This is a genomic window from Acinetobacter sp. BWR-L5 (genome assembly GCF_039655985.1).
Lineage (GTDB): Bacteria > Pseudomonadota > Gammaproteobacteria > Pseudomonadales > Moraxellaceae > Acinetobacter > Acinetobacter johnsonii.
The window spans coordinates 103,212-125,082 of sequence record NZ_JAGFEV010000006.1; the positions used below are offsets into that span (position 1 = coordinate 103,212).

At 39.8% G+C, this 21,871-nt stretch carries 32 protein-coding genes; 23 read left to right on the forward strand and 9 right to left on the reverse strand.

All coding sequences use genetic code 11. The annotated features are described in order from the left end of the window. Nucleotides 1–4: 4 nt before the first annotated feature. From JZ787_RS12060 to JZ787_RS12095, 8 genes are all read right to left on the reverse strand, one after another. Nucleotides 5–1,549, reverse strand: a complete 1,545-nt coding sequence (locus tag JZ787_RS12060) for a DNA cytosine methyltransferase (RefSeq protein ID WP_346312396.1) — start codon at nucleotides 1,547–1,549, stop codon at nucleotides 5–7. Beyond that, nucleotides 1,542–2,177, reverse strand: coding sequence for a hypothetical protein (locus tag JZ787_RS12065; RefSeq protein WP_346312397.1), 636 nt, complete (start codon nucleotides 2,175–2,177; stop codon nucleotides 1,542–1,544). Before JZ787_RS12065 ends, JZ787_RS12060 begins: the two co-directional genes overlap by 8 nt. Then, nucleotides 2,174–2,533 (reverse strand): hypothetical protein, encoded by a 360-nt coding sequence (locus JZ787_RS12070; protein WP_346312398.1) that lies wholly within the window; start codon nucleotides 2,531–2,533, stop codon nucleotides 2,174–2,176. The genes JZ787_RS12065 and JZ787_RS12070 overlap by 4 nt, the downstream gene beginning before the upstream one ends. Continuing rightward, nucleotides 2,526–2,816, reverse strand: a complete 291-nt coding sequence (locus JZ787_RS12075; protein ID WP_131229973.1) for a hypothetical protein — start codon at nucleotides 2,814–2,816, stop codon at nucleotides 2,526–2,528. Before JZ787_RS12075 ends, JZ787_RS12070 begins: the two co-directional genes overlap by 8 nt. 114 nt (nucleotides 2,817–2,930) lie before the next feature. After that, entirely contained in the window at nucleotides 2,931–3,203 is a 273-nt protein-coding gene (locus JZ787_RS12080; protein WP_346312399.1) for a hypothetical protein, read from the reverse strand. An 82-nt stretch (nucleotides 3,204–3,285) separates the two neighbouring features. Then, a complete protein-coding gene (locus tag JZ787_RS12085; protein ID WP_346312400.1) occupies nucleotides 3,286–4,167 on the reverse strand; it encodes a DUF2303 family protein in 882 nt (293 codons plus the stop codon). A gap of 41 nt (nucleotides 4,168–4,208) precedes the next feature. Further along, complete coding sequence (locus JZ787_RS12090; protein ID WP_178904635.1) at nucleotides 4,209–4,580, reverse strand: hypothetical protein; 372 nt, start codon at nucleotides 4,578–4,580, stop codon at nucleotides 4,209–4,211. Between the two features lie 150 nt (nucleotides 4,581–4,730). Beyond that, complete coding sequence (locus tag JZ787_RS12095) at nucleotides 4,731–5,423, reverse strand: S24 family peptidase (RefSeq protein WP_346312401.1); 693 nt, start codon at nucleotides 5,421–5,423, stop codon at nucleotides 4,731–4,733. A gap of 131 nt (nucleotides 5,424–5,554) precedes the next feature. Here JZ787_RS12095 and JZ787_RS12100 point away from each other — a divergent pair, with 131 nt between their 5' ends. The 9 genes from JZ787_RS12100 (at nucleotide 5,555) to JZ787_RS12140 (ending at nucleotide 10,317) form a co-directional block, all read left to right on the forward strand. Next, nucleotides 5,555–5,752, forward strand: coding sequence for a hypothetical protein (locus tag JZ787_RS12100; RefSeq protein WP_004694161.1), 198 nt, complete (start codon nucleotides 5,555–5,557; stop codon nucleotides 5,750–5,752). A gap of 42 nt (nucleotides 5,753–5,794) precedes the next feature. Further along, nucleotides 5,795–6,295, forward strand: a complete 501-nt coding sequence (locus JZ787_RS12105; RefSeq protein ID WP_346312402.1) for a phage regulatory CII family protein — start codon at nucleotides 5,795–5,797, stop codon at nucleotides 6,293–6,295. Nucleotides 6,296–6,343: 48 nt separating this feature from the next. Further along, nucleotides 6,344–7,072, forward strand: a complete 729-nt coding sequence (locus tag JZ787_RS12110; RefSeq protein ID WP_346312403.1) for a phage antirepressor KilAC domain-containing protein — start codon at nucleotides 6,344–6,346, stop codon at nucleotides 7,070–7,072. Then, on the forward strand, nucleotides 7,069–7,896 hold the full coding sequence (locus JZ787_RS12115) for a replication protein (protein WP_346312404.1): 828 nt from the start codon (nucleotides 7,069–7,071) through the stop codon (nucleotides 7,894–7,896). The genes JZ787_RS12110 and JZ787_RS12115 overlap by 4 nt, the downstream gene beginning before the upstream one ends. Next, complete coding sequence (locus JZ787_RS12120) at nucleotides 7,893–8,504, forward strand: restriction endonuclease (RefSeq protein ID WP_346312405.1); 612 nt, start codon at nucleotides 7,893–7,895, stop codon at nucleotides 8,502–8,504. Before JZ787_RS12115 ends, JZ787_RS12120 begins: the two co-directional genes overlap by 4 nt. After that, nucleotides 8,501–8,758, forward strand: a complete 258-nt coding sequence (locus JZ787_RS12125; RefSeq protein WP_346312406.1) for a winged helix-turn-helix domain-containing protein — start codon at nucleotides 8,501–8,503, stop codon at nucleotides 8,756–8,758. Before JZ787_RS12120 ends, JZ787_RS12125 begins: the two co-directional genes overlap by 4 nt. Next, nucleotides 8,755–9,198 (forward strand): hypothetical protein, encoded by a 444-nt coding sequence (locus tag JZ787_RS12130; protein WP_346312407.1) that lies wholly within the window; start codon nucleotides 8,755–8,757, stop codon nucleotides 9,196–9,198. The genes JZ787_RS12125 and JZ787_RS12130 overlap by 4 nt, the downstream gene beginning before the upstream one ends. Nucleotides 9,199–9,464: 266 nt before the next feature. Beyond that, the gene (locus JZ787_RS12135) at nucleotides 9,465–9,899 is read left to right on the forward strand and encodes a hypothetical protein (RefSeq protein ID WP_346312408.1); all 435 of its coding nucleotides are present in this window, start codon (nucleotides 9,465–9,467) and stop codon (nucleotides 9,897–9,899) included. Nucleotides 9,900–9,909: 10 nt separating this feature from the next. Beyond that, nucleotides 9,910–10,317: an antiterminator Q family protein gene (locus tag JZ787_RS12140; RefSeq protein ID WP_346312409.1), complete on the forward strand. Its 408-nt coding sequence runs from the start codon at nucleotides 9,910–9,912 to the stop codon at nucleotides 10,315–10,317. Between the two features lie 36 nt (nucleotides 10,318–10,353). Here the strand turns inward: JZ787_RS12140 and JZ787_RS12145 are convergent, their stop codons facing one another. Then, nucleotides 10,354–12,582 carry an AAA family ATPase gene (locus JZ787_RS12145; protein WP_346312410.1) on the reverse strand — a complete coding sequence of 743 codons (2,229 nt, stop codon included), beginning with the start codon at nucleotides 12,580–12,582 and terminating at the stop codon, nucleotides 10,354–10,356. Between the two features lie 351 nt (nucleotides 12,583–12,933). Between JZ787_RS12145 and JZ787_RS12150 the strand changes: the two genes are divergently transcribed. The 14 genes from JZ787_RS12150 to JZ787_RS12215 all read left to right on the forward strand — a co-directional run bounded on the left by JZ787_RS12150 (nucleotide 12,934) and on the right by JZ787_RS12215 (nucleotide 21,869). Next, the gene (locus JZ787_RS12150; protein WP_346312411.1) at nucleotides 12,934–13,230 is read left to right on the forward strand and encodes a hypothetical protein; all 297 of its coding nucleotides are present in this window, start codon (nucleotides 12,934–12,936) and stop codon (nucleotides 13,228–13,230) included. 331 nt (nucleotides 13,231–13,561) lie between these two features. Beyond that, nucleotides 13,562–14,386 (forward strand): restriction endonuclease, encoded by an 825-nt coding sequence (locus JZ787_RS12155; RefSeq protein ID WP_346312412.1) that lies wholly within the window; start codon nucleotides 13,562–13,564, stop codon nucleotides 14,384–14,386. A 118-nt stretch (nucleotides 14,387–14,504) separates the two neighbouring features. Continuing rightward, nucleotides 14,505–14,678: a hypothetical protein gene (locus JZ787_RS12160; protein WP_262470321.1), complete on the forward strand. Its 174-nt coding sequence runs from the start codon at nucleotides 14,505–14,507 to the stop codon at nucleotides 14,676–14,678. A 51-nt stretch (nucleotides 14,679–14,729) separates the two neighbouring features. After that, nucleotides 14,730–14,906, forward strand: a complete 177-nt coding sequence (locus tag JZ787_RS12165) for a hypothetical protein (protein ID WP_171522828.1) — start codon at nucleotides 14,730–14,732, stop codon at nucleotides 14,904–14,906. 2 nt (nucleotides 14,907–14,908) lie between these two features. Continuing rightward, nucleotides 14,909–15,202 carry an HNH endonuclease gene (locus JZ787_RS12170; RefSeq protein ID WP_346312413.1) on the forward strand — a complete coding sequence of 98 codons (294 nt, stop codon included), beginning with the start codon at nucleotides 14,909–14,911 and terminating at the stop codon, nucleotides 15,200–15,202. 2 nt (nucleotides 15,203–15,204) lie between these two features. Then, nucleotides 15,205–15,453 carry a hypothetical protein gene (locus JZ787_RS12175; protein ID WP_346312414.1) on the forward strand — a complete coding sequence of 83 codons (249 nt, stop codon included), beginning with the start codon at nucleotides 15,205–15,207 and terminating at the stop codon, nucleotides 15,451–15,453. 237 nt (nucleotides 15,454–15,690) lie between these two features. Further along, nucleotides 15,691–16,248 (forward strand): terminase small subunit, encoded by a 558-nt coding sequence (locus JZ787_RS12180; RefSeq protein ID WP_346312415.1) that lies wholly within the window; start codon nucleotides 15,691–15,693, stop codon nucleotides 16,246–16,248. An 8-nt stretch (nucleotides 16,249–16,256) separates the two neighbouring features. After that, nucleotides 16,257–17,942 carry a terminase large subunit gene (locus JZ787_RS12185; RefSeq protein WP_346312416.1) on the forward strand — a complete coding sequence of 562 codons (1,686 nt, stop codon included), beginning with the start codon at nucleotides 16,257–16,259 and terminating at the stop codon, nucleotides 17,940–17,942. Then, entirely contained in the window at nucleotides 17,939–19,174 is a 1,236-nt protein-coding gene (locus JZ787_RS12190) for a phage portal protein (RefSeq protein ID WP_346312417.1), read from the forward strand. The genes JZ787_RS12185 and JZ787_RS12190 overlap by 4 nt, the downstream gene beginning before the upstream one ends. Continuing rightward, nucleotides 19,167–19,826, forward strand: coding sequence for an HK97 family phage prohead protease (locus JZ787_RS12195; protein ID WP_336956719.1), 660 nt, complete (start codon nucleotides 19,167–19,169; stop codon nucleotides 19,824–19,826). Before JZ787_RS12190 ends, JZ787_RS12195 begins: the two co-directional genes overlap by 8 nt. Continuing rightward, a complete protein-coding gene (locus JZ787_RS12200) occupies nucleotides 19,819–21,015 on the forward strand; it encodes a phage major capsid protein (RefSeq protein ID WP_346312418.1) in 1,197 nt (398 codons plus the stop codon). Before JZ787_RS12195 ends, JZ787_RS12200 begins: the two co-directional genes overlap by 8 nt. A 47-nt stretch (nucleotides 21,016–21,062) precedes the next feature. Continuing rightward, nucleotides 21,063–21,266, forward strand: coding sequence for a hypothetical protein (locus JZ787_RS12205; protein WP_346312419.1), 204 nt, complete (start codon nucleotides 21,063–21,065; stop codon nucleotides 21,264–21,266). Further along, a complete protein-coding gene (locus tag JZ787_RS12210) occupies nucleotides 21,244–21,531 on the forward strand; it encodes a head-tail connector protein (protein WP_336956716.1) in 288 nt (95 codons plus the stop codon). Before JZ787_RS12205 ends, JZ787_RS12210 begins: the two co-directional genes overlap by 23 nt. A 2-nt stretch (nucleotides 21,532–21,533) precedes the next feature. Next, a complete protein-coding gene (locus JZ787_RS12215; protein WP_346312420.1) occupies nucleotides 21,534–21,869 on the forward strand; it encodes a phage head closure protein in 336 nt (111 codons plus the stop codon). The last annotated feature ends 2 nt before the right edge of the window (nucleotides 21,870–21,871 follow it).

Here is a 21,871-nt window from a genome sequence, read left to right on the forward strand (position 1 = left end):
TCATTCATGCTGCACCTCGATATTTACTTTCATGTTTAAAGTTGGCTTCAACTAATGCTCGAGATAACTGAGGGCAGACTGAGTTACCTACCATTCTTGTTTGTTCAGTCTTAGTCAGGCGAATTTCGCTACCATGTTCATCCAATCCTTTTTCAAAAATATAAGAATCAGGAAAACCTTGAGCTTTGAATAGCTCTACTGGTTGAAGCATACGGAAACCAATATCTACAATTTGATATTGCTGTTGGCCTACAGTTACCAATCCGAACCGGTCACGTGTTGGAATAGTGCGTAAAGGCTCCCCAATTGAATTACCGTCTTTCTCATTGCCATAGAAGGCAGTTAGAAAAGCGCGTACCTCTGCAAACTGATTAACAGTGGTCATGGTGTGGATCGGTTCACTCAACTCCTGACCAATGCAGTTGTTCTTCATCTTCGATAAATGACTGACAACAAGTGAATTATGGTCCTTGGCTGTAATTGTATGGACAGGTTCTTTTGCTGAACTACCTACAACACCAGTATAGTTTTTGGCTAAAAATGCCGACACTAAGCCGTGATGCCCACCAGTTGCAATTGTGTGTAAGGGATTCATCACATTATTCCCATGATGTCCCGAAGTGTTTACTACAAGGCTTGGAGCAATGAGTGCATGATGTCCACCTTTAGTTTGCGCGCAGATAGTCCGCAGCGGCTCATTAATTGGCATTGACCGTTTGTGTGATGCATTTGCACATTCTGTTAAAACTGGTGCCATACCATTAATAATGAACGGATCGGGATTATCAAAAACAAACTTCTTAAGACCACCCGCAATGCGCTCAAGTGTTGCAGTTGCAAGCGGACGTGTACGTGTGAAAATGCTTGGGCATTCAATTGACCAATCAATGCATTCAGCCGCCGTTCGCCATGGCTTCAATTTGCCTTTCTTCACCTGGATGGATTCAGGATGATCATGGGTAGGCACAGGCCATTGAATAGGTAAGCCATCACGACGAGCAATTAAAAAGAAGCGTTTACGAATAGTCGGTGAACCGAAATCACATGCTCGTAATTCACGATAATCGACTTCATAACCTTGGTTCTTTAAAGCATTAACAAAACTATTAAAAGTCCTTCCTTTTCGCACAGGGCAAGGCATACCCTTTGAGTTGAGATGTCCCCAAGTTTTAAATTCTTCAACATTCTCAAGCATGATTACTCGAGGGCGAACCTTTGCAGCCCAACGGAGTGCAACCCAAGCTAAACCGCGAATTTTTTTCTCTACTGGCTTTCCACCTTTAGCTTTAGAAAAGTGCTTGCAGTCAGGTGAAAGCCAAACGAGGCCTACAGGTTGATTGCCAGTAACTTCAATCGGATTAATATCCCAAACGCTTTCGCAATAGTGCTTAGTTTCAGGATGATTCACTCGATGCATTGCTAGCGCTTTTGGGTCATGGTTGATTGCAACATCAACAGGGCGATTGAAAGCTTGCTCAAGGCCAGTACTAGTACCGCCACCGCCTGCAAAGTTGTCAATAATCAGCTCATGGGGGAGTAGGTCATACATGACTTTGCTCCTTCGACATCTCAGCATCGTAAAGCTTGATTGCATGTACTATTGCGTAACAGCACCAAATGTAGTGGTAGGTATAGTCTTTAAAATCCCATTCCCACCAACATTCCATATCTACGCCGCCGTCATATTTCGGATCCCATTCACGTAGTTTTGAATAGAAGTCATGTTCATCTGATTCAGCTAATCCAATTAGATTTTGAATTGCTTCTTTTGCTTCCTCGGCTTTTGCCTCGTCAGATGTTGAATGACCACAATCCAAACCCTCTAAGTGATCATTTAGGTGATCCTTTAGAATTTGGGAAACGGTATCTACAGAGAATGCTTGTGCACCATTTCCGCGATTAACAGCTTCGAGTTTTTCTTCCCAATAACCAAGATTAATCTCATAGCCATCATCACTACGGAAGAACTTGAACATGTCATTCAATCGAGTAAATACAAAAGATCCCATATCACCAGTGATAACCAAATAGCCTGGGCGAGTTGTGATGTTGTAATGCATAGAAACGGTGTTTGGACGTGCAAGCGTTAAATCACGGAACACACCTTGATCTAGGTTTACTGTAAGTTGGTGACTTGCAATATCCTTTAAAAATTGCTCAAGTGTTGGAGTCTTCATGAAACCTCTCCCAGACTTTGCTGCACAGAATGCGGTAAACGCTCTTTAGCCCACCAAAAAACAGCGCTGTCCAAATGCTCTGTATCAAACGAAGCCATTAAAAAATGTTCTGGTGATGGTGGAGTAGGTACGAAGCCTTTCCACTCACCATTTGCATTAGGATCGATTTCCTCAAGATCAACAGAAGTATCGATTAAAATATCAATATTGCCGTTTGCTTGAAGCTGCTCCCATTCTTCGGGAGTGTAGCCACGTTCTTCGTCACAGGCTGACATTGGATCAATGGAATGAAAATCAGAGTGAAACCACCAGCAAAGGTCTTCAGGCAAATCGACACGTGTTAATTGTTTAATCATGACCTTGCTCCTGATCTTCACTCCGTAATTTCTTTAACTGGATGATTATGTTGGCTGTTGCATGATTTAGAGCTTTCTCGGCATCTTTGGTACTTAAGTTATTTACATACAAGCCCATGGCTAACCACATAGTGCAAAATGAAAATTCTTTTACGGAATCACTGCCTTCTTGTTTAAGAATGCCCATTACTGGTGAAACTGCCTTGTAGAAAATATCTTGAGCTATTGCACTCGGAGCTACACCTACATCAATGTTCTTAATTTTTAATTCTTTACTACTCATGACTTCACCTATTGAGCAAATGTCTGCGCAAAATTCTGATTTATTCTTGAAAGTGCGCAAATAATTGCTCGAAATATTCATTATTTCTTTTCCGTTTTTGGCGTTTAACTGAACCTATTTCCCAGTGCCAAATTGCAATTGGTGTTTAACAGCCATTGCTTTCTGATGTTCAACATCGTCGGCACAGCCTTTAAGGATGACTACCCCAGTACCGAATAGACACGCAGCTACAATTGCGGTTGCTGTGAAATTCTTAAAACGTTCAACCCATGGTTTAATTGGTGGATTGATTTCTTCCAAGGTCGGTTCTTGGTAGAGGATTGCAGATGTTTGGCTTTTGGTTGCGCCAAACTCAGGTAATTTGCTATGCGATACGCGTTGATTCATAATTAGCCCCGTAAGCGTACAAGTGTTTACATTGGGCCCTGATCGCCGTGCAAAGTTATCAGGGCTTTTTAATGCCTGTTATTTAGCTAACAGAGCCTTCCAAAATTGTTACGTGAGAATGAACACCTAATTGAGCTGTTTCAGTGCCATCACCGTTATCAATCACTTTGCCTTCACTGATATATGTAACTGTGTCTTCCATAGACTTTTCGATAGCTTTTTCTAGCTGATCAAGGTCATACCACATGCGTAAATTGCCATCTTTAATGCGATAGCGGAAACGAGCAGGTAGGGCATAGTGACTGCCGCCACGGTGAACCTGAATACCAAATACAATTTGCTCAGGAATATTCAATTTGCCTTCACGACCTGCGCTGGCATCAATGTTTTCGTTATAAGTGATAGATACTTGACCATTGTCAGTACGAACACCTGATTTAAAGTCGACACTGGTTTTTGCAGACAAGGTGCTGACAATTTCATAAAGTTCGGCAGCTGCTGGTTGATTGATGTATGGCATTACATCTTCTAAGAACAATGCAAAGTCAGACTGAGACATTGATTCACCCGATTTCTCACTGATTTTTTTGAACTCAGGTGTTTGTTGAACATTGAAGATGGCTTTATGAGAGCAAAGACGTTGCTTGGCATTAGATCCATATTCTTCAACAGGTGTAGCTTCGTGGTAATCAAGAACGGCTTGAATCTTACCGCCAAGGACATTAACGAAAATGACCGAATTCGTATCAGCGAAACGATTTACGTAACCAATGAAGTCTTTGGCTGTATGTAAGCTTACCGTTTGCTGAAGCTGTAAAGGGCGATCAAGGGTTTCAGGGAAGGTGTGAACTTTACCTTCGCCTGGCACCACAACAAACGGAAGATTCGTATTTGCATATTGTTGTGAAAGCTGACCTGCGCGATAAGCATCTAAATCGTTGTTTTGATTTGTTTCGTTATTCATAAAGCACCTGTTTATAGTGAGGTTGAGGGGGTAAGGAAGAATTAATTAAGTGGTTTAATTTGTGGTTTTGAATCAGCAGGAATGCCTTTCAGATCAATTGGGCCGCTTGACTGAACTTGCTCAAGTTTTAATTTTTGTTGGCGTGGATCTTCACGAACAAGTTGCTGTTCTCCATCTGTAAACAATAGCGTTGCCTCTTTTTCAAACTTAGGAAGCGTCGACTTGATGTCGTCTGTGATTTTGTATGTGCCAGCGCCATTAGGCTTGATAGTCAAGGTCACACTTACTTTGCTGACCTTGCCTGTGTCTTGTGATGCTTGAAGCGCTTCTGTAAGCAATTGGTCAAGTTCTTGAAGCGAATAGCCATGTTGCAAATTGCTAAGGGTTTGGCAGAAGGAGGTTTGTTTTGTCATTACGGATTACCTTTTTCGAGTGAGTAAAACAATCATTTTGTTTTAAGAACAATAAAACAAATTGTTTTAATCAGTCAAGTAAAAAATAAAACAAAATGATTTTAAGACGAAAAAAAACCGCCAATATGGCGGTTTATGTTTTATAGATGATTACTCGTAAGTTATATTTTTTATCTGCATTGTTGGGTATTCCTGAACATGTCTACTCGGCGGAACAATATCTGTTACAGCGATAATTGCATCCACTTCTGACAGTTCAAATGTCATACGCTTTTCGCCATTTACTGAAAGCAAGTGAAGTAGACCACCAACGACACCAATCAACTCTTTGATGGTTCTTCTACCATCGTTTAGTCGTACTTCAACAAACTCTGTTGGGGTAGGTGTTGCGTCAGGATCGCAAACGATGTACCAACCGCTTCTAATAGCTGGATACATTGAATCACCTGTACCTTTTACAGCATAAGCATTTGGTCCTGCGGTTAATGAAGGAACGTAACCATCTCCACCATTGCCTAAAAAGCCCATTTCAGTGTAAAAGCCGTCATAACCCATCTTGCTGTATGACTTTACTGGAACCCAGCCACCTGACATAGGGGCTGCATTTGAAGTGTTTCTAGAAATTGATTCAATCCTTGGCTCACCATCACCTGTAAGAATCCAACCAATATCAATTTTATGTTTTTGAGAAATTGCGAAAGCTCCCTTTTTGGAAACCCCACGTTTATCCCAGTTATAAATTGTTTGGGGAGATTCATTAATTGATGCAGCCAAATCAGACCCATTTAAGCTGGTTGCATCATAAATACGCTGCATAGTTGGGTGGATTTCTTTGGTGCTCATTATTAAAACAACCCTTATTCATTAGTTATTCATTTTCTCAGAAAGTACACATTTTGTGTAAAACACTATGATTGACAACTAACAACATAGTGTTTTATTCTCCATGAAACAAAATGTTTTATTGGTGCAAAATGAATCAAATTGAATCTGATAAAAAGATTATCGAATCGCATGGGGGGGCCACGGCACTTGCTAACCTCTTAAGCTACCAAGTTCAGCGTGTTCAAAACTGGAAGACGCGTGGTATCCCTGCGAGTGAAAAACTCAAACATCCAAATCTTTTTTTAAAGAAAAAAGCATCAAAAGTTTCTAAAGCAAGTTTGAGTTAATTGTCTTTTAAAAGAAACGTGAAAAATCAAAGGGATTCACATATGAGCGAACTAACTCTAAGCCGTGAAGCAAAGAATGCTTTACACACAATGATTCATAACACAGCAGGTATCGAACCTAAAGACATTGCTCAGGTGCTTGGTGTTTCTCATAAAACTGTTCTGAACTATGCAAACCCGAATATGGACCAGCATTTGCCAACAGTGAAAGCCATTGAATCAATGATGATATTTACACGCAATCCAGCATTGGTAAAAGCGTGGGCGCATAAGTTGGGTTTGATGTGTGTACCAGCAAATCAGGCTGAAGAAAAAGAACATCAGGTGAGCGTTTTAGAGCGTCTTCTGCAAATCAATATTAATAACGGTCATGTGAATCAGCATATTGCAGATGTTATGGCAGATGGTGTTGTAACGCCGTCGGAATTGGCAGACACAGTTCAAATCTTGGAAGAGATGGAAGCAAACCTGCGCGGTTTACGTGTGGCTTTAGAAAAAGAGGCAGGTAAATATTTGTCGGCTTTAAAAAGAGAAAAAGCCTGAGAGTTGAGATCAGGCTTTTTCGGTATTCAATTCAGAGGGTACATCTTAATGAATATGCCAATTATACCACATACGATTGCCGGTTCAATCAATCACATTGAAATTGCTCAGATTGTTCATACCGAACCGCGCAATGTGAAGCTTTCTATTGAGCGTTTAGCCAATAAGGACGTAATTCAACTACCGCCAATGGCGAAAGTTGAGAACAAACAGTCACTTAGTCCTAATAGATTCTCTGATGCATACGTTTTTAGCGGTGAGCAAGGGAAATTAGACAGCATTACCGTGGTTGCACAGCTTTGCCCTCAATTCACGGCGCTACTGGTGAAGCGTTGGTATGAGTTGGAAAGCCAAACGGCAAAGCCTGTCGAACTCAGCCGAATGGAGCTAATCCAATTGGCCTTAGCTGCTGAACAAGAAAACCAAGCGCTTAAGGACCATGTCGCCGTGTTAGAGCCTAAGGCACAGGTGATGGATGTGATTGCAGACACGGTAAACACTTATTCAATCCGTGATTCAGCAAAGACCATCGGCATCCAAGAATCAAAGCTCATTGACTTCATGTTGAAGAAGCGCTGGGTATTTAGAGAAAACAGCCGTCACCGACGGTTATGTGCATACGCGCAACGAGTAGAGCAAAAGGTAATGGTAAACAAGGTTTCACAGGTGATTGCATGTGTAGAGGGTGACAAGGTGTACACCCAAGCTCGCATTACAGCCTTTGGATTAACAAGATTGACAGCGCTCGTTGCTGCTGCGGGGTTATTGCATAAATGAGTAACTTTATTTCAAACGCATTCATGCTACCTAACGACTTGATCGACAAGGGGTATATGGCACTTATGAAAGGGCCTGCATTGGCTTGTTATTTATTCATTGCACGCAAAACACGTGGTTGGAATAAATCAACAGATAGCATCAGTGTTTCTCAGCTTGTCGAAGGCACTGGCTACAACAAAGACTCAGTTTTGAAAGGTTGTGAAAAGTTAGTCGAACTTGGAATTGTGGTGCGTAAATCGTTTACTAATCAGCCTGCAAAATATGAGCTAACTGATAGTATTTTTGCAGTCGATATTTTAGATAGCGAAAATATCGCCGTCGAATCTTTAGATAGTGCAGTCGAAACTTTAGATAGCACGCACTCTAAAAAATCGACCCACAATAACAACTATAAAACAACTAATACAAAAACAAATATTAATACGCCTGAGGAATCGAAATCTGTTTCTGAGAAATCAGAGAAAACAAAGGCGGATAAATTTGATTTCAAATCTACGTTGATCAAAAACGGTGTATCTGAAAAAACTGCAACTGAATTTATGCAGGTTCGTAAGGCAAAAGGCGGGGTGAATACCGAACGTGCATTCAAACTTCTTGAAAGCCAAATTGCAAAAGCAAATTTAACTTTTACTCAAGGCATTGAGTATTGCTTAAACCGTCAAAAACCTTGGGCAGCATTTGAGGCACAGTGGTATTTCAACGAGCAAAGCCGCACTTCGCAACCACAAGCACCAGTTCAACAACCTTTGGAACGCCGTCGATTTGGTAGCCAAGCACATCAACCAGCACCGATGCGTGATGTTCAAGGAGAGTGTGCATGAGCAATATCCAATTATTTGAGCAAGCATTTGCGATTGATTTCCCAGTCGAAGTGGCTGAGATGGTGTTGGATCGCATGAGCGCACTATACGGCGAATCTTTCAGAAAGAACTTTGAAGTTTATAAAGACAACCAAGAACTTGTTCAGTTGGCTTGCACAGTCCTAAATGGCCTAACTCCTGCAGATATCGCACGTGGTTTGACGCGCATGAACTCAGAGGAGTGGTGCCCGAAGAATTTACCGACATTCCGTAGCTGGTGTGAACAGGGCGGTGATTGGTGGACTGCTGATATGGCGTGGGCAAAGGCTATGCAGTTTGAATCAGATCCACAAACAAAGATCACAACGCTGACCAAGCGTGTGCTTGATGAAGTTCGCCATGTGTTAAGCGCAGAAGGGCAAAAATCGGCCCATTTCGCTTTCAAAGATATTTATGTGGATTATCTACGCCGTGCAAAAGCCAGTGGCAAGCCGCAAGAAATGTGGGTGAAGCCTAAGGCTCCAAAGCAGCTCGACAATCATGACCGAAACCGTACAGGTGTTCCTTGCCCGCCTGAGTTGGCAGCAAGAATAGGGAAGACTTTTAATCGTGTTGGGGGTGAAGTGTGAAGCAGCAGAACTTCAGTACAAAACAAGCCGTGAAACAAGGCGAACGCATGGTACTGGTCTTGAAAAAAATCATTCAAAAGTCTGGACGAACCAGTTTGAAAGAAGTTACCGAGTGGATGGGGATATCACCACGTAATGCCAATGTATTTGTAAATCAGCTTTTAGCGGAAGGGTATTTGGAGACAAACAGCAAAAGCCCTATGAGTCTTAAGGCTACTGAAAAGGCTAAACAGTTATTTGAGGTGCAACCATGAATCTAACCATCGAACAAAAGCATGAAATTTTAAAACGTGCACCTGAAGGACGAGATACATACTGTTGCGCTACTGACGCCTATTTTAAGCAAATGAAAATTATGAAGCGCTGCGCACATTGCGTAGACCTTAACATCTTGCGCTCTGATACAGCTGACCATGTAACCCAACCATGCCAACATGGTTATGACGTTGCTTGTCTTATTTGTGGCTTTGGTACCGTTGATGGTAAGCGCGTTTGGCACAACAAAACAGAACCTAAAAAAGGCGATCGCATAAAAGTAGATTTTATTGGTGAATCAGCAACGATTTACTCAGGCAAGCGATTCACTGGTTACGGCGTATTAGACCGAGTTGAAGATGGTCGTGTATTTGGACGCTTGGATGATGGAACGCCGTTTATGTGTCTATGTGCTGATGTTGAGGTAGTTGAGCAATGACACAACTGTACCAGTGTTGCGTGGACACAATTACAAAGGCTGATGCAATCGGTTTTACATTATTTGGGTGTAAGCAGTGCCATCGGAACTTTGAAATTCTTCCAGAACAAACTGAACAACATTTAACGCCCACTGCGATCCTACAAGAGACTTGTGATCATGATTGGGAGGATGTGCCGCACACGGCGATATTGAACAGCATTTGGTTTGTACATATTGCGGTAAAGAAGAAACACGCAATTCACTAGCAGAATGGGGCCCAAAAATTGACTAAGTATCTCATTGGCATCGATACAGGTGTGAACACGGGCTACGCCGTGGCAGAAGACAAAGGCAATGGTGGTGAACTATTTGAAGTTACATCCTTAACAATTACTCAGGCCATGAGTCGAACGCTTGAGTTTGTTGTGCACTATGGAAAAGAAAACGTCTGTTTATTCATTGAAGATGCTCGGAAGCGCACCTGGTTCACTGGTGGTCGTGAGAAAGCCCAAGGTGTTGGATCAGTCAAGCGAGATGCGCAGATTTGGGAAGATTGGTGTAAGGAGCAAAAGCTGAATTACTTAATGATTCACCCAGCAGCCAATGCAACCAAAACAAAGGCCGATGTTTTTAAAAAGCGCACCGGGTGGATTGAACGTACGAATGAGCATGCGCGTGATGCAGCTATGTTGGTTTTTAAAAGATTTGCGAAGTTTTGAGGGAAATAGGATGAATGCAGTGACAGAAATTAAGCCAACAATTCGAATGATGCAGAATGAACTTGAGCAGTGGGGAAAATGGGCGAGAAATTCTCACTACAATCCGAGTGAGTTGAGTTACCAATCGCCGTCACTGGGGCTGATGCGTTTAAAACAGGGGCAAAAGAGTGCAGGTGTCAAGGTGGTGCTGGATGATGATGCTTTGATTGCTATAGATCATCTAGTGACGCAGTTGAAGTTTTCACGGCCTGATTTGTTTCAGTGGATTGAGTTTCACTACTTAAAGGGATTATCAATTAGAGCACTCGAAAAGCTTAGTAAGGTAGAAAGAAGAGTGATTGATAAATATCTAGTAGCAGGTGAAACTTGGTTGGATTGTCGGCTAGAGTATATATGTGAACTAAACTCTATTTGTTAAAATAGAGTTTAGTGTCCAAAATACAATAACTAATCATTAGTGATTAGTTATGCCCATCATCATATTATAATGTGCCTCATGTCCAGATTTTTCAAAGATTTTTTTGAAAACGTCTAGATAAGTGTCTATTTCTGAATCTATAGGTTGAATAAATAAATCATCAGGAATGCAATGAGACCCATCATTTATCCAATGTAAAAGTGATTGGCAAATTTTCTGTTCTTCAAATGTATCAAATTCATCAATAATTTTTGTGTCGCTGTAATTACCTAAAATTTTGAAATAATTTTCAAGAATTCTCCTGATGACATTTTGTATTGATGTTGAACTACTGTTGTTTGCTTCTTTTATATCATTCCATAGCATTTGATATGTTGAGGAAATAGGATTGTTCTTTCCATGATTTGTTATAAATGTAGTGTTCTCTTTTTTTCTTAATATCCAATAATTGACATGGTGTGAATCATCCTTTTGGAGTTGAAATGAAATCTCTTTATGGAAATAAACATTATGAGTGAGGATGATAATTTGCTTAATACCAAGTGTGCTATTACTGGATATTGTTTCTTTTATAAGATTTTTAATTAATGTGCTTACCATAAATAGTACATTACTATCTAAGCTGGAAATTGGATCATCAATAACTAAGATTTTGTTTGTTACTACTTCATCTTTAGTAGATAAGCCTTTAACTACTTGTAGATAATACAAAAATGTAATGAATGTAGATTCACCTTCACTGAGTGAGTGCAAGGCATTATCACCATTATCACGCTTGATCCAGTAATGATTAGGCTTTTCAGTCTCATCAATCATAAAATTAGTAAAACCAAATCCTTTTAATAAAAGATTAATTTCATCTACTGCAGGTTGAACACTTGTTGAATTTGAGTTTAATTGTGAAAGTTCACTTCTTAAGCGCTGAATTTTTACTTTTCCGTTTTCTTCAGATATCTTCATTCCTTTGAGGGCCTTGCCATAATTTCCCATTTGTGCTTCATGTGATGAAATACGGTGATTAGCTTCAAATGTTAAAAAATCCCAAATTTCTGAAATCAATTTAATAGTTTCTTGATCGTGTGAATTGACTAAATCATTGTGATTTTTAATCTCGATATTTGCATTTTTAATAAGTGAAACAATTTCATCAAATATACCTTTAGATGAGTCTAATTTTATTATGCTGCTTATGCTAGTTAGTTTTTTCCGTGATAGTTGAATATTTAATCTTAGTAGGTTTTTAAAACTTTCTAGTTCGATTGCAAACTCTTTTGTATTGAGCTTACTGTTTATACTCGTTTCTTTTGATAAGATGTTTTCTAATTCTTTAATCAGATTCGTACATGCAAGTTCATATTTTCCTTGCAAAGATTTTAGATTTTCTACCTTGGTTTCGAATTCATTATCAAAATACTCCTCAAGCCTACTTTGAAATACATCATCAATAGTTTCTTTTTGGCAGAATGGACAAGTTGAATCTTTGATGTAAGAACGTCCTTGATTTACCCAATCAGTAATATTTAAATTATTAATTAATTTAGCTATATCTAAATCTTTTTTACCGATGATAATAGTTTTCCAAATATCTGATAATTCATAGAATTCCAGTGGATTTGATTCGTTTAGGTGAATTGTAGCTAGGGTTTCTAATTTGGTTGAATAAAGAATTTTTGTGCGATCAACAAGAGAGGAATGTGGTTGGATGACTCTCCCACCAATAGGTAATGTATTTAGAATTTTCTTTCTAAAGTTAACTTTAGAGCCTATAAATCCAGAACCTAGGAGTGCAGGTCTGAAATCATCTTCATACTGTTTAAATACGCTCCAACATTTATCTATCGATTCTTTTTCTTGATCATCTGAAAGTTTTGTGAATTTAGCAATTTGAGTTTGAACTTTACCTAAATCTTTGTTCGCTAGATTTAATTCCTCTGTTTTGCTATTTATGGCTTGTATTTGTTCAACTGAGGCTTCCCCTAAGGTGAAAACACCTGGTATTTCAGCATCTTTATAGAAATTTAGATCCCTGAACTTTTTATTGTAAGTTAAAATTTTTACCTTTTCTTGGTTTTTAAATGCAATTTCACAAGAAGAATAAATGTTATCAGATTCATCAGGATGGGTGCGATTAAATAGAAAATTTGAAATAGTTGTTTTTCCACAACCGTTTCCACCATAGATAAAATTGACTTTATTTAGTTCATTTATTTCTACGCCAATAGAATTATATGTGGCGATTTTTTTGATATGTAACGAATTAATCATTCTTAACTCAATTAAGCTTATATTTAAGAAGTTAATGCATTGTTTTATATGATTTTATGTTAGAGAACAAGTTTTCAAAATAATATTTGCTTGGTGCACCATATATGTGTATATTTATGTTATAAGTGACCGAAGTGTATTTAACGCACTTGGTTGATTTAAAAGCTCATCATTCGATGGGCTTTTTGTTGCCTTGAGAAATGTTCCGTGAAAGCAATATCAAGGCACCCAATGGCGGCTTAACTTTATTCGTAGTGGTTTAAATTTTAATGCCGCCTCCCAGATATTTACTTACATCAAAGCTCGATCAAATGGTCGGGCTTTTTTGTTTTCACTTCATTGGAGTCTTTTATGGGTAATCGATGGCATGCTGATCAAGAAAATAATATGCGTCCTGATGTTAAGCCATTGGCATGCCCATGGTGTGGACATGACTCAGTGGTGGTTGATTCCACTCTTTTTAAGGGTGAGCACATTAATCTATGGTCGGCACAAGCAAGCTGTCATGAGTGTGGTGCACAATCCTCCGATCCAGAAATTGCTAAATGGCCTGATCATACGTTATGTAATCAATATGACGATGTGGACTGGGAAGATGAGCGAGAAGCTGTAAATTTTGCTGTGAAAATTTGGAATACTCGAAAATAAGAGATTGCAAAATGCTCCGATTGTTAATGTATTTATTTGGCCTTCATGGTGCAAGTGAGATTGATCACACGATTGATGGTGAAGGTTTCGTGGATCAAGTAACTCTTGCAAGAAATATATAAGGTCATACAAAAGCGAACTTCAGATCTTCTTTTGTAAAGATATTTTAAAGTTTTTGAGTTATTTTTAATTTTGGAGAATTCGCTATCTTTAAACCTCGAATATGCTGGTTTTTTTGGTTCTTATAAACAAAAAATTGTGTTTCCATTAGTATTTGTATACATTCACTGGTGAATATTAAACTTAATAATTAGCAAAACGATTTTAATTCATGAATAGGTACGATGATTTTTTTAAACCATTAACTCCAGAACAATGGGAGTTTTTTGCTCAAGATTTCTTCGGTTGGCTCGGATATAGGCTAATTAGCGGAGTATCCAGAGGGCCTGATGGTGGAAAAGATTTAATAGTTGTCGATCAAAATGATAGAAGGTGTTTAGTAAGTTGTAAACACTATTTAAATTCTAGTAAAGCAGTAGGTCAGCAACATGAAGACCAACTTGTAGAGCGATTAGCTCAGCATAATTGTCAGGTCTTTATAGGATTTTATTCAACTAGTGTTTCTACAGCTCTTCAAAATAGGTTTGAACAAATAACACTTAATCCAAATTTCTCTTATGAGTTTATTGTTTATGACTATTCAGAAATTTGTTCTTATGTTGGGCGGATGCCGCTGTTTATTTTACAAAAATACGGACCGCCAACCTTGGTTGGTTTTGTACAGCATGTATCAGCCGAAGCATATCATCCTTTGCCCTGCATGGAATGTGGGGTAGATATTCTTACAGATAAAATGATCCCATTGTCATTAGCGACTATGATTTTAGTTGATGGAGATCAGCTTTTATTTGCTTATGGGTGCAAACGTTGTTTTGAGAAGTTCAATTTTGTTGAGCCGCATGGTTGGGGTGATATGTGGCAGATTTTGCATCATGACCAAATGATAACTTGGAATAGTATTGTTCAAGATGCAATATCAGAGAGTAATCTTCATCCTGATTTTTGGGGAAATTACGCTAAGTTTTCATTATGTACACAACAAAGATTATCCCCTGCAGGATTTGGAACGTGGTTGGGTGGAACAATAATTTTGTGATTTAAAGTAATTACATCCAATTAAATAATGATTTAAAAGTATACAAATCAATTTTTTTCCAAATTCAAGCCACCTTCGGGTGGTTTTTTATTGCCTATATGAAATAGGAGTGGTGCATATGGATCAAGTTGAAGCAAAGCGAAACAAAGAACGTTATGAGCAAAACATAAAGGGCGCATCAATGATTCACCCAATGGATATGCCACAACATTTGGTTGATGGGTTGGCTTATTTCATTCGTGACCAGCGCCGTAAGATTCACAACATCGAAACCAATCTGAATGGTGATTAATCATGTCATGTAAATCATGTGAAGAACGTCGACAGAAACTGAAGGCAATGTATGAGCAGTCAAAAGAATCCATCACAAAAGCAATTACTAACCTTACTAACCGAGGTGGTAAAACAGAACAATCAATTGATCAATCATCTGCAAGTGCAGACGAACCTGAACAACGAATTATTGTTAACACTCGAAGAGCAGGAAGAACCAAACAGCCATGAGTATATGGATCAGTAAATATGCCAAAGCTACAGCGATTGCAGAGCAGACTGGATGCCATCACACCTAAGCAACCTAGACCGCCAAAGAACTGGGGATCAGGTCGCGGTGGTAGGCCATGGCGAAGACTTAAAGAAAAGATTCATCTACGTGATAACTGGACATGCCAGCATTGCCGCCGTGTTACTACACAATTAGAACTAGACCATATTGTTAACGTTGCACAGGGTGGAACCGATGACGAATCGAACCTGCAATCGTTGTGCGTTGAGTGTCATAAGAAGAAGACACAAAAAGAATCTAGAGGAATTTAAGTATGCGTAAACAAATCACACAAATAGGTGTTATTGCATCACGTTCAGCTAATCGTCTTTATGATGAAAAGCTCAAGCCATTTTCTGACGAGATAAAGAAAAATGAAGGGAAAGAAGTTTTTGCTTCAACCATCATGTTGCGCGCCTCAGCAGATCTATTCCACTTGTGTGGTGATAGCTACGAAGATCAGTTGGATATGCTTGTAAGCGTTATGAAAGAGCAAGCGAAAGCTGCGCGAATAAATGATTAATAGGTAGGGGGGAGGTCAAAAGTTCAAAACCTTTTGCCCTCGGACACCACCCCCCATCGCACGTACAAAAAAATTTCCCTTTTCAGCAAAAGTTAACTTTTTGCCCTAAAAGTTAACTTTTCGATTGGCAGGAAATCCACAAGATGCTTGAAGCCAAAGGGTTTTAGCCTACTTAGAAACATTTTGAAGAGATAATTTTCTCAGTTAAAAGTTAACTTTTCGTATTGAGGAGCAGCAATGGCTTTAACAGCAAAAGGTAAAGCATTTGCTCAAGCTGTTGCTGATGGCATGAGTAACAAAGATGCAGCAATATCAGCAGGATATAGTGAAAAAACTGCCATGCAGCAAGGAGCAAAACTTGCGAAAAATCCTGAAATAATCGCCTATATTGAAAAGTTAACTGCTGCTAAAAAGTTAACTCCAAAAAGTAAAAAGTTAACTCAAGAGGATGAAAAGTTAACTTCTTCAAGATTGAAGAAGGAGTCACAGGTTCAGGTAGTTAAGGTAGAGAAAATTGAATCAGGACCTGAACAAGCACAAGGCCATTTCGTAGGTCGTGATGAGATACCACTAGGTTCAATTCAAGATCCACTTGAATATCTAAAATCTATTTGGACTGATGATAGACAAGATCCCGAACTTCGAGCTTCATGTGCGAAAGCAGCATTGCCATATGTTCATGGAAAAGTGGCAGATAAAGGGAAAAAGCAATCTCAAGAAGAGCAAGCCCATGCTGCAGCAAAAGGCACTGGTAGGTTTGCTACTCGGGCTGCACGTAAAGCAAATTATAGTTAGGTAATAAAATGACAGAACTCAGTTGGAGTACCAGTTGCCCCGATTGGGAAGAAAAGATCGTCAAAGGGAAATCATTAATTCCTTGTGAGCCTTTATTTCCTCATGAGGCTGAAATGGCTTTAGAGGTATTCAAAAGTTTAATTGTAACGGATGTGATTGGCCAACCAACCATGGGTGAAATCACACGTCCATGGGTTTTTGAGTTTGTTGCTTCGATTTTTGGTGCATATAGTGAAGATGACAGTCGGCGGTTAATACGTGAGTTTTTCCTTTTGATACCAAAGAAAAACTCAAAATCTACGCTTGCTGCATTCATTATGCTAACTGCATTAATTATGAATGATCGTGGTTCAGCTGAGCTCATTATTTTGGCCCCAACTAAAGAAGTAGCGGATAACTCTTTCAATCCTATTCGTGATGCGATTAAGGCAGATGATGAGTTAAGTGAATTACTAAATATTTCAGAGCATACCAAGACAATTACACATCGATCTACAAACGCAACCCTGAAGGTGGTTGCAGCAGAGTCGAATACGGTAGGTGGTAAAAAAGCGTCGTGGATTTTAATTGATGAGTTGCACTTATTTCAAAAGAATGCCGGTGCTGCGAGTATGTTCCGTGAGGCTACAGGTGGCTTAGCTTCACGACCTGAAGGTTGTGTAATTTACCTGACAACACAAGCAAATGAACAACCATGCGGTGTTTTCAAGCAGAAACTAGATTACGCACGAGATGTTCGGGATGGCATAAAGGAAAACAACAAGTTTTTACCTTTGATTTATGAGTTTCCAAAACAGTGGATTGAGGATGGAGAGCATCTTAAAAAAGAGAATTTTCATATTCCTAATCCAAACTATGGAACTTCTGTAGATCCCGTACAGCTTGAAGATGACTTTGATCAATCCCGCGATGGAGAGGAAACAGACTTCCGAGACTTTCTAGCCAAACGCTTAAATGTAGAAATTGGGATAAATCTACGGGCAAACCGTTGGGCGGGTGCTGAGTATTGGTTAGAGCAGTCTAAAGAAATCAAGCTTGAACAATTAATAGAGAAATCAGAAGTTATTACTTTAGGTATTGATGGTGGTGGACTTGATGATTTGTTGGGCTTTTCGGCTCTTGGTCGTTTGAAAGCAGATCCGCGTATTTGGTGGCTTTGGAATCATGCATGGGCAAATAAAGTTGCCTTAGAACGCCGAAAAGAAAACATTCCTAAATACCAAGACTTTGAGGATGAGGGGAGCCTAACAATTGTTGAAAAAGTGGGTGAAGATATTGATGACTTAGCCTTAATTGCAAAGCAGGTTTATGACAGCGGTAAGCTCAACAAAATTGGGCTGGATCCGTTAGGGCTCGGTGGGCTTTTAGATGGTCTTCTTGATGTTGGAATCCCACAAGAAAGTATGTTCGCAGTTCCTCAGGGTCATAAGTTGATGGGCTATATCATGACAACCGAGCGTAAGTTAGCAGAGGGCAATCTATACCATGCAGGGCAAGACCTAATGACCTGGTGTGCTGGAAATGCTCGGGTCGTGATGGTCGGCAATGGAATGCGGATTACAAAGCAAGATTCGGGAATTGGGAAAATTGATCCGTTAATTGCGACTTTTAACGCCGTGGCATTGATGAGTTTGAATCCTGAAGTTAAGGATTTTGATATTGACGGGTATTTAGAGGACGTCGTGATAGCATGAGCGATTTACAAGATACGGGTTTTTGGTCCCGTTTCTGGTCACGATTGACTGGAAGAACCCAACTTAGAAAAGGTGATACTTCACATCCTTTTGACAGCTATATGTCTTCAGGTGGTGCGGTTGTTAGTCCTGAAACAGCGCTAAAACTTTCAGCAGTTTGGGCTTGTGTGAAATTACGCGCTGAAACTATTTCAACACTGCCTTTACACTTATACGATTCAAATAAGAAGATCGCTAAAGATCATGATCTGTATAGAATTTTGCACGATTCACCGAATGCAGATATGTGTGCAAGTGAATATTGGCAGATCCAGTCGGCGTGTTTAGATTTATGGGGCAATGCTTATAGTTATATTGCTCGTCGCAATAACCGAAGCGTTATATCTTTAGAGCCATTGTTTCCAAGCGAAATGGTTAAAAAACGCTTAAAAGATGGAAGTTTTGAATACCATTACACTGAAAATGGGAAAGTAAAAATCTATAAGGATGATGAAATTCTACATTTTAAAGGATTCACTTTAGATGGTTATGTGGGGCTATCAGCAATCCAATTTTTTGCGCAAACAATTGGTATGCAATTTGATGCCAACAATCAAGCACAAGATTGGTTTAAGAACGGTCTTAAGGTTGGTGGGTTTCTTGAAACAGGCGAGAAGACTTTAACTGGTGAGCAACGCACAAAAATGCGCAATCATTTGGAAAAATTCAGTAAACCTGAGAATTCAGGGAAATATATGATTCTTGAGGCAGGTATGAAACTATCTTCTGCCAGCAACATCAGAATTAACCCAGTAGACGCACAGCTTTTAGAGTCACGTTACTTTGGTATTGAGGAAATTTGTAGAGCTTTTGGCGTACCGCCGCAATTGATTGGCCATACCAACAAAGCAAGTTCATGGGCATCTAGCTTAGAACAAACAAATCAGGGATTTTTGACCTATTCACTGAATCCTCAGTTAGTACGTTACGAACAAACCATTGCGCGAAAACTTTTGCTACCACATGAAAAATATCAATTTAGACCTAAATTCGCGGTTGACGGTTTGTTGCGAGCTAACAATACAGCAAGGGCGGAATTTTACGTGAAGATGACGCAAAACGGTCTATATACCCGTAATGAAGTCCGTGAGCTTGAGGATATGCCAAAGGCGGACGATCCATCAGCCGATAAACTCATGGTGCAAATGCAAATGGTGCCTTTGGGACAAGAACAGGGGAAACCTAATGACTAGAAAAAGTTTTAATTTTGAGCTTAAAGCCGTCCAAGAGGACGGTTTTTTTTCGGGGTATGGTGCAGTTTTCGGAAATGTTGACTGGTACAACGATGTGATTTTACCAGGTGCATTTAAAGCGTCACTCGAAAAATGGCAGTCCAAAAATAAGATGCCGCCAGTCCTATGGAATCACAACGACAGTGAGCCAATCGGTGTTTACACACAAATTTATGAAGATGAGAAAGGACTATTTGTTGAAGGGAAATTGCTTATTGATGATGTTCCAAGAGCCAAATCGACATATGCGCTTTTGAAAGCTGGCGCTATTGATGGCTTAAGTATTGGTTATTCAACAAAGAAGGCAAATCAGCAAGGAAATGGGGTTCGAGAGTTAATCGAAGTGGATATTGGTGAAATTTCGATTGTCACACAACCCGCAAATGATCGAAGTCTTATTACTTCTGTAAAAAACAAATTAGAAGACGGTGAGTTACCGACCTTACCAGAATTCGAAAAATTCCTGAGAGAGTCAGGATTTTCAAAATCGCAATCTACTGCCATCGCTAGCAAAGGGTTGCGCTCTCTTCTGAGCGAGTCAGAGGAACAAATCAAAGAAGCGAAATCAGTTTCAAATGCCTTAAATATTTTAAAAGGAGTCAGCAATGCCTGATCAAAATTTAGAACAACTCGCTCAAGAGTTTAAAAAACAAGTTGATGAAGTAAAAGGCATCGCCGAAGACTTCAAAGGTAAGCGTGAACATGGTGACAAAATTGCTGAAGGTGCAAAGCAAGCTGCCGATGAAGCAATTACTAAGCTGAATGAAACAAAAGCCCGTATTGATGAGCTAGAGCAGAAAATGGCTCGCCGACCACAAGAAGGTGGTGAGGAGCATAAATCACTTGGACGTCAATTTGTGGAATCTGAGCAGTTTAAATCTTTGCAAGGTGAAGCAGGACAGCGTGGTAAAGCAAACTTAGAAATTAAAGCAACCATTACATCAGCAACCACTGATGCGGCCGGATCTGCTGGTGACTTAGTGCAAGCTACACGTATTCCGGGAATTATTCCACCACCTGATCGTAAGCTTACAATTCGTGATTTGCTTATGCCGGGTCGTATGGATGGTAATGCTCTTGAATTCGTTCAAGAAACTGGGTTTACCAATAATGCTGATGTTGTAGCAGAAGGTGCTAAAAAGGCTCAATCTGATATTAAGTTTGATCTTAAATCAACAACAGCCAAAGTGATTGCCCACTTTATGAAGGCTTCTCGCCAAATTCTGGACGATTCTTCACAGTTGCAGTCTTATATTGATGGTCGTCTTCGTTACGGTTTGGCATTCAAAGAAGAACAGCAAATCCTTAATGGTGATGGTACAGGTCAAAACTTACTGGGCATTATCCCGCAAGCAACACCATATGTTCGACCTACAGGTGTTACTACAACAGCAGAAAGTAAAATCGACACTCTACGCTTTGCAATGTTGCAAGCAGTACTTGCTGAATATCCTGCAAGTGGGCATGTTCTAAACCCAATTGACTGGGCAGCGATTGAAACCCTGAAGGACACATCAGGCCAATACATCATTGGTAATCCTCAAGGTGCGCTCAACCCAACACTATGGAAGTTGCCAGTAGTTGAGACTCAGGCAATTACGGTCAATAAGTTTCTTACTGGCGCATTTTCAATGGGTGCTCAAATTTTTGACCGCTGGCTTTCGCGTGTGGAAGTTGCTACAGAGAACGAAGATGACTTTGTTAAAAACTTAGTCACGATTCTTGCCGAAGAGCGCTTAGCACTTGCTGTCTATCGCCCAGAAGCATTTATTTACGGTGATATCGTTCCTGCTGGACCTTAATAAACGCCAATTAGGGGCTATTAGCCCCTAATTTATGGAGGCAGAAATTGACTAAATATAAAGTAATGCGTGAGCATCTTGGTGATAAGTTTTACCTTACTGGGGAGCAACGTGAAGCCAATCCGGTTGATGTAAAGCATCTTGTTGCCAAGGGTATTTTAGTTGAGTTGGGTGAAGGTGATAAACCAAAACCAGCAGCAAAAACTCCAACCAAAAAGGTAAATCAAAATGATCGACCTTCCGAAAGCTAAATTACATTGTCGTATCGATGATGATGTAGAAGATGACCTTTTAACCCAATGGATTGATGAGGCAGAGGTTGTTATTCAAAATGATCTCGATCGCAAGATTATTGCAACAGAAACTGATCGGGTGAATGAAACTGATCTAGTTGATAATGCCGCTTTGGATTCGGCTCGTCTTATCTTTGTTCAATATCGATATAGCCGCAGTGCAGATGGGAAACCAAAGGCATATTGGGATTTATTGCAAAAGTTTAGGGAAATGGGGGTATAGACATGGATTTAGCCCCTGAACTCTGCCACCGCATCCGTATTGAAAAGTTAACTTCAGCGCGTGATGACGATGGCAACATCCTAGATCCATTATGGACCACACATGCAACTCTTTGGGCGAAGGTCACATGGCTTTCTGTCAAAGACACATTAGTTGCACAGGCCAATAATTCTGAAATTGTCGCGCGTTGTAAGATCCGTAAACGATCCGATATCGATACAACCATGCGTGTTGTATACGATGGGAAAATTTATAGCATTACTGGTGAGCCTTTACCCGATGCTGAGAATGGAAAAATCTATTGCACTTTGATGCTCAGTCATGGTGTAGAGAAATAAGG